Below are 6675 nucleotides of genomic sequence, written 5' to 3'. Positions count from 1 at the left end.
CGTATAGTTCGTTTTGTTACGGATACAGCCTTTTGTGGGAAGGTGGTGTGTATTCCCTGCGGAACCTGATGCTCCATATGTAAGTAAAAAGGGCAGTCGAAAGGCTGCTCTTTTCATGGTTATATTGCTTATGAGAGAGTAAGGGATTAAGAGAACTCATAATTAATTATGAAAAAACTTGATAGAATACGAAAAGTATGATAATATTTTTATAGAACACGAAAATATGTTCGGGAGGAAGAAATGCGAATAAGTTATAAAAAGTTATGGAAATTGTTGATAGATCGAGATATGATGAAAAAAGATTTAGCAAAAGATGCAGGAATAAGTACAGCTTCAATTGCAAAACTTGGCAGAAATGAAAATGTGAATACAGATATTTTACTTCGTATTTGCAGTGCTTTGAAATGTGATATAAGTGATATATTAGAAATTGTTGTTGATGAATAAAAGGAGCATTATTATGAGAAAAACACCACATTTGGTACAATATCAAGGAAGCAAAAGAATTATAGCTTCTGAAATAGTTAAGTTTTTTCCGTCATCTTTTGACAGATTGATTGAACCATTTTCAGGCACATGTGCAATTACAATTTTTTCGGCTATGAAAGGATTATGTGATGAATTTTGGATTAATGATATTAATGAGCCTCTTGTAAGGCTTATGGAAGAATGTGTTAATAATCCTTTGAAACTAGTTGAGACATATGAAAATATTTGGGGTGGACAATTCTGTGAAGGAGAAAATAATATAGATTATTTTTACAAAATTAGGGAAGAATTTAATAATGGAGCAAAAGATCCTGCCAGGATGCTTTTTTTACTAGCTAGAGTTGTAAAAGGTGCTGTGAGATACAATTCTAATGGAGAATTAAATCAGTCATGTGATAAAAGACGTTATGGTACTAAACCGAGTGCTATTTCGAATAATGCAATGGCAATATCAAATTTGCTGAAAAATAAAACATTGTTTTCAAGTTTAGATTATAAAGAGGTGTTAGCTTCAGCCCAAAAAGGTGATTTGGTGTATATGGATCCTCCGTATCAGGGAACTTCAAAAGATGATTGCATTAGAGATAATCGATATATTCAAGGTGTCAAATTTGAAGAATTTGTAGGAGAATTAAAAAAGTTAAATGATAGAGGCATAGATTATATAGTTAGCTATGATGGAAAAACTGGAGATAAAATAATAGGAAAAACATTACCTGAATCGTTGGAATTAACACACATTTATATTAATGCTGGCGTTTCAGCACAAGCGACTCTTAATGGTAAAAATGAAATTACATATGAGTCCTTATATGCAAGTAAGAATTTAATAAAAAAACAAGAAAACTATGAACAAATGGAATTGTGTTTTGCATAAAGGAGAAAAGTAATATGGATTTACCACAGGATTTTATAGATGTTTTAAATGCAGTAACAAATAAGAGGGCGAGATTTGTAATCGATACTATTTTGAAAAATGGATATTGTAGCACAGAGGACTTAAAAAATGGTGGCTATGAACATGCTCCAAGAGCAGCAAGAGATGTAAGAGAATTGGGAATTCCATTGCAAACTTTTAAAATAAAAGATTCTGCAGGAAAGAATATTGCTGCATATAAATTTGGAGATTGGGAAGAAGCAAAAAGAAAAAATCAATTATTGAAAACGTCTGGAAGAACTCAGCTTACAGAGAAGTTAAAAAATGCACTATTAGAGTGTTATGGTGCAAGATGTAATCTATATGGTGAAAAATATCCTGCAAAATTGCTTCAGCCAGATCATCGCATACCATATGAAATAGGAGGGGATCCAAAAAATATGATGGATTTGAACCGATTTATGTTATTGTCCCCTTCAGCAAACAGAGACAAGTCTTGGGCATGTGAGCATTGTGATAATTGGAATAAAAAAGATATATCTATGTGCGAAACATGTTACTATGCATATCCAGAAAATTATTGCCATATTGCTGGGAAGGAAGAGCGAAGAGTTAATGTAACTTTTGATGAAAAAGATATGAAGTTATATGATGAATTAGTTGAGCAGGCTGAAGCAAATGGTATTACATATGAAGAAGAAGCCAAAAGGATGATTGCTTATTACCAGAAAGTGCGAAGAATGCGAGGTGATATAAAATAAAATGCAGCAAAAGTACTGGAATTTTATGGTTCAGATAAAAGCATGGATTTTTTATTTAGATATCTATGCAGAAAATTCATACAAATGGGATAGAAGAATTAATATGTATGGAGCCATTGCTTCGTCATCAAGTATAGCTGCTTGGGCTATATGGAAAGAATGGTCATATGTATGGGCTGTAATTATAGCAATATCACAAGTCCTTACTGCAATAAAACAATACTTGCCATTTGGAAGGAGATTAAAGTATCTTCAACCTTTTATTGAAGATATGAAACTACTGTATTTAAAAATGGAATATGATTGGTATAAAGTAGCGGGAGGCGACTTATCTGAATCGGAGATTAATGCATTGTTATTTTCATACAAAAAAGAATACTCAAATATAGAAAGTAAATATTTGAAAGAAGAAATATTAGTTGAAAACGAAAAATATAAAAATAAAGCGGATGACAAAACCGAAGAGTATTTTCAAAATAATTTTTAGGAGGTAATACCATGCCAGATAAAACAAACCAGTTACCAAATAAAACAAAGAGAGGTTTTTCCTTGCCAACGACGTCTGCAAAACCACAAATGCCACCTGTAAAAAAACCTAAAAAAGAAAACGATAAGAAATAAAAGGGAGGACAAATGAGAAAAGCGTTATGTGTAGGAATTGACAGCTATCAAAATATTGATGATTTGCATGGATGCGTGAATGATGCAAATGCGGTTAGAGCTGCATTAGAGCGTAATGGCGATGGAACATTTAATTTTGATGTGAAAATTATGTGTTCAACAAGTGAAAAATCGTATATTACGCGGGGGGATTTGCGAGATGCTGTAGAGGAACTATTTAAAAGTAATTCAGAAATAGCAGTTTTTTATTTCTCTGGTCATGGCTCTATTGATAGTCTTGGAGGTTATCTATGTACAAGTGAAGTGAATCGACCTGATGATGGGCTTTCACTAAATGATATTATGGGATTTGTTGCAACTTCAAAGGCACATAATAAAGTGGTGATTTTAGATAGTTGTTTTAGCGGAGATATTGCTAATAGAATAGAAATGCCAAATTTTTCTGTATTACATAATGGAACAACATTGTTAGCTGCTTGTGGAAAAACAGAATATTCAACAGAAGAAAATGGGCATGGGGTATATACGTCGTTGCTGGTGGAAGCATTATATGGAGGGGCAATGAATTTATTGGGAGAAGTGTCGCCAGGAAGTATTTATTCATATATAGACAGATCTTTAGGCGGTTGGGAACCACGTCCAGTGTTTAAAGCTAATATCAATGGATTTGTTTCGTTAAGAAAAAATACGCCGCCGATTTCAATCTTGGAGTTACAAAAAATAACAAAAATTTTTAAATCTAAATATGAAGAATATCCACTTGACCCTACATACGAACCGGATAAGCATGAGGCTGATATAAAAGAAGTAAATAAGGAGCATGAGGCGATCTTTGCAACATTGCAGAGATATGTAAAATTAAATTTGGTTGTACCGGTAGGCGAGGAGCATATGTACTACGCAGCAATACATCATAAGGCATGTAAGTTAACCACACAGGGACAACATTATTGGAATCTTGTAAAGAAAAATACTATATAAGTAAAGGAGTTTTATTATGATTAATGTATTTATACCACATAGATGGAACTACAATGATTATGAAGTGATAAGTGCTTTGTTAGATAGAACAAAATATAAGGTGAGAGATTATTCTGTACCAAGCACATCACCTTTTGATAGTATTGATAGTAGATACAATGTTGATCCTCAAATAAAAAGACAGATACGTTATGCAAGTGTAGTTGTTTGCTCTAATAGACCTGCGAATAGTAATGGTATATCAATTGAGGAAATAAAGTTTGCTGTTGCAATTGGAAAGCCGGTAGTTGCCATAAAAATAACAGAGAGTACGGCTTCGGATTTAATAAGTATGAACATTCCTGTTATTTCAAATAGAAAAGATTCGTTAGAAAACTGGATAAGACAGAATGTTTGATTGATAACAGAGATGTGATAACAAATTGATAACACCGTTCAGTATAGCCTATGGATTTTGGACAGTAGAACACATATAAAACCAAATAGAACCATAATACCAATACTAAAAAGTATAGTGGAGAGATTTTATTTGCGAGTTTGAATAAAAAATTTGGCACATTTAGAGACTGGAAAGCCTTGAAAACAGGGCATTTCCGGTCTCTTTGCGTTTGTTCTGGTTCTATTCTGGTTCTGTTATCTGATGGAATAATGCGATTCTGTGAAACGAGATGTTTTTTGTGGGGATAGTATATAGAAGATACTTCTCAATACTAATATGGAATGATATAATAAAAATAAAGACGAACATTTTTTTGAATCAAATTATGGCTTGTTGGAGGTATTATGAAAATCATATCGGTATTTAACAATAAAGGTGGAGTAGGAAAATCTACATTGTGTTTTCATTTAGCTTGTGCTCTTAATGAGATGGGGAAAAAAGTATTGTTGCTTGATTTGGATCCCCAGTGCAATTTGACTATTTGTGGTATGAAAGAAGAACAGTTGAATGCGATTTGGGAAGAAGAGGAGCCTTTTATTGACGATTATGAAAGTGCATGGAAATCAGATGAATTGGTAGAAAAAGTATTAGAGTCCCCTCGTTCAATACATTTTTTGTTAAAAGCCACTGAAGAAGGTGTGAACGAATTAGAAAATTATCCAAATCCAATAAAATTATATGATAATTTAGACTTAATTCCAGGACGGTTATCTATTCATCAATATGAAAATAAAATTGCTGAACGTTGGAGTAGCGTTTATCAAGGAGATAATTTGGGGATTCGTACTATTACTAATATAAGGCGAATATGTGAAAAGTATAATGAAATAAATAAATATGATTATATTTTAGTAGACACTTCGCCAAGTCTAGGTGTTTTAAACAAAGTAATCATTTCTACAGTAGATGGTTTTTTTATTCCGACACAACCTGACATGTTTAGTTTATATGGTATAAGAAATATAGGTACTTCGTTAGTTTTATGGCAGAAAGAGTTTAATGTAATATATACATTGCTTTCGGAAGATAAAAGAAATAAATTCCCCCCCAAATTTGTTCAATTTATTGGGTATACGTTGTATAATGCAAGGGTCTATACAAATGGAAATAATGAATATGATTTGGCAAAAGCACATTATGCATATGCACAAAGAATACCTGGCGTTATAAATGAGTATATTAAGTCAGAAAACAGAATAGGGAGTGATAATCTGGAAAAACCAATTGGAGGAAAAGCAGTTATGCATTCTCACAACACATTTCCGTCTATGGCACAAGCTTTAAAATGTCCTATGTGGCTAGTACCTGAAAAATATGCTTGGTGTGTTCAGAATGATCAAGAATATTTAGAAGAGATAAAATTGGAAGTAAATAGAGGGCATAACGGTAGTCTGAGAGCAACCAAGGACAAATATGTAAGTTTTGCTAAAGAATTCATTGAACGTGTTGATTGTTTGGAGTGATAAAATGAATACAGAAGATAAAATAGTATTAGCTTATCTGAATCCAGAGAAACAATATGAGTTAAAGGCTTTTTTACAAACGGTATTATTTTTCTTTGAAAATAATCCGGCACTAAAAGGCATTGTTCATTCTGTGAAATCTAGAATGAAAGACCCCGAACATTTAAAAGATAAAATCCAACGAAAATTAAAAAGTGGAAAGATTATAGATGAGAACAATTTGTTTACAGTAGTTAATGACTTGATTGGTGTACGTGTCCTTTATTTATATCAAGATCAGTTTCAACTTATACATAACGAACTTTTAAAAAAAGTTGACGAAACGAAAGACTGGATGTTTGTTGAGGCACCAAAAGCTTATACCTGGGATCCAGAAACAAGAGAATACTTTGAAAAATTAAATATTCATACAGAAGTTAGAGATACATATTATACCAGCGTTCATTATGTTATAAAACCAAATAATGAACTAAGTAATATAACATGTGAAATTCAAGTTCGAACGTTATTTGAAGAAATTTGGGGAGAAATTGATCATACGATTAATTATCCACATCAAACAGAAATCATTGCTTGTAAAGAGCAATTACGTGTTTTGGCTAAATTAGTTTCAACGGGAACTCGATTGGCGGATTCGATTTTTAGAACATATAATGATGTTAGCGAAAAGTAGTGAAAAATTTAGTGCATTAAGAGACTAAAATTCTTGAAAGCAGAGGGAAATTCTGGTCTCTTTGTTTTCAATTAATCCAGATAAATAGAATAATGTAATTCTGATTTTTTTATGCAGAAATTAGTGATTTGAACGATATTTCCAGTCCCACAGGGTATGCATGTATTGATTCAGATAATTTATGATATCTTGATAGGTCTGATACTTGTCTTGTATGCGGTAGCCTGTGGTGGAAATAGGATTGAGAAGAATATGATAGTGATAGTTTAAGTCATCATTGTAACTGCCGGAGAGAGCGTTTCAAGTTTTGTGTAAACAGAAAAAACTGATATAAGATATGTCATTAGTTATCGAGGACAGAACCTGTT

At 32.5% G+C, this 6675-nt stretch carries 9 protein-coding genes; all 9 read left to right on the top strand.

What is annotated here, in order from left to right:
- Positions 1–243: 243 nt before the first annotated feature.
- The 9 genes from ABCM67_RS15955 (at position 244) to ABCM67_RS15915 (ending at position 6307) form a co-directional block, all read left to right on the top strand.
- Positions 244–450: a helix-turn-helix transcriptional regulator gene (locus ABCM67_RS15955; protein WP_119195883.1), complete on the top strand. Its 207-nt coding sequence runs from the start codon at positions 244–246 to the stop codon at positions 448–450.
- 13 nt (positions 451–463) lie between these two features.
- Positions 464–1369, top strand: a complete 906-nt coding sequence (locus tag ABCM67_RS15950) for a Dam family site-specific DNA-(adenine-N6)-methyltransferase (RefSeq protein ID WP_342993037.1) — start codon at positions 464–466, stop codon at positions 1367–1369.
- 14 nt (positions 1370–1383) lie between these two features.
- Complete coding sequence (locus ABCM67_RS15945; protein ID WP_342993036.1) at positions 1384–2130, top strand: hypothetical protein; 747 nt, start codon at positions 1384–1386, stop codon at positions 2128–2130.
- Between the two features lies 1 nt (position 2131).
- On the top strand, positions 2132–2617 hold the full coding sequence (locus ABCM67_RS15940; protein WP_119195881.1) for a hypothetical protein: 486 nt from the start codon (positions 2132–2134) through the stop codon (positions 2615–2617).
- Between the two features lie 11 nt (positions 2618–2628).
- Complete coding sequence (locus tag ABCM67_RS15935) at positions 2629–2751, top strand: hypothetical protein (protein WP_342993035.1); 123 nt, start codon at positions 2629–2631, stop codon at positions 2749–2751.
- A gap of 12 nt (positions 2752–2763) precedes the next feature.
- Entirely contained in the window at positions 2764–3732 is a 969-nt protein-coding gene (locus ABCM67_RS15930) for a caspase family protein (RefSeq protein ID WP_147603174.1), read from the top strand.
- 16 nt (positions 3733–3748) lie between these two features.
- Positions 3749–4129, top strand: a complete 381-nt coding sequence (locus ABCM67_RS15925) for a hypothetical protein (protein WP_147603175.1) — start codon at positions 3749–3751, stop codon at positions 4127–4129.
- A 386-nt stretch (positions 4130–4515) separates the two neighbouring features.
- Positions 4516–5634 carry an AAA family ATPase gene (locus ABCM67_RS15920; protein WP_342993034.1) on the top strand — a complete coding sequence of 373 codons (1119 nt, stop codon included), beginning with the start codon at positions 4516–4518 and terminating at the stop codon, positions 5632–5634.
- A 4-nt stretch (positions 5635–5638) separates the two neighbouring features.
- On the top strand, positions 5639–6307 hold the full coding sequence (locus tag ABCM67_RS15915; protein WP_147603177.1) for a RelA/SpoT domain-containing protein: 669 nt from the start codon (positions 5639–5641) through the stop codon (positions 6305–6307).
- Positions 6308–6675 lie beyond the last annotated feature (368 nt).

The organism is Blautia sp. 2227st1_G12_2227SCRN_220401 (assembly GCF_039062885.1).
GTDB lineage: Bacteria > Bacillota > Clostridia > Lachnospirales > Lachnospiraceae > Blautia_A > Blautia_A fusiformis.
Note: the sequence above shows the minus strand (reverse complement) of the source record. Positions and strands in the feature narration are given on the sequence as shown.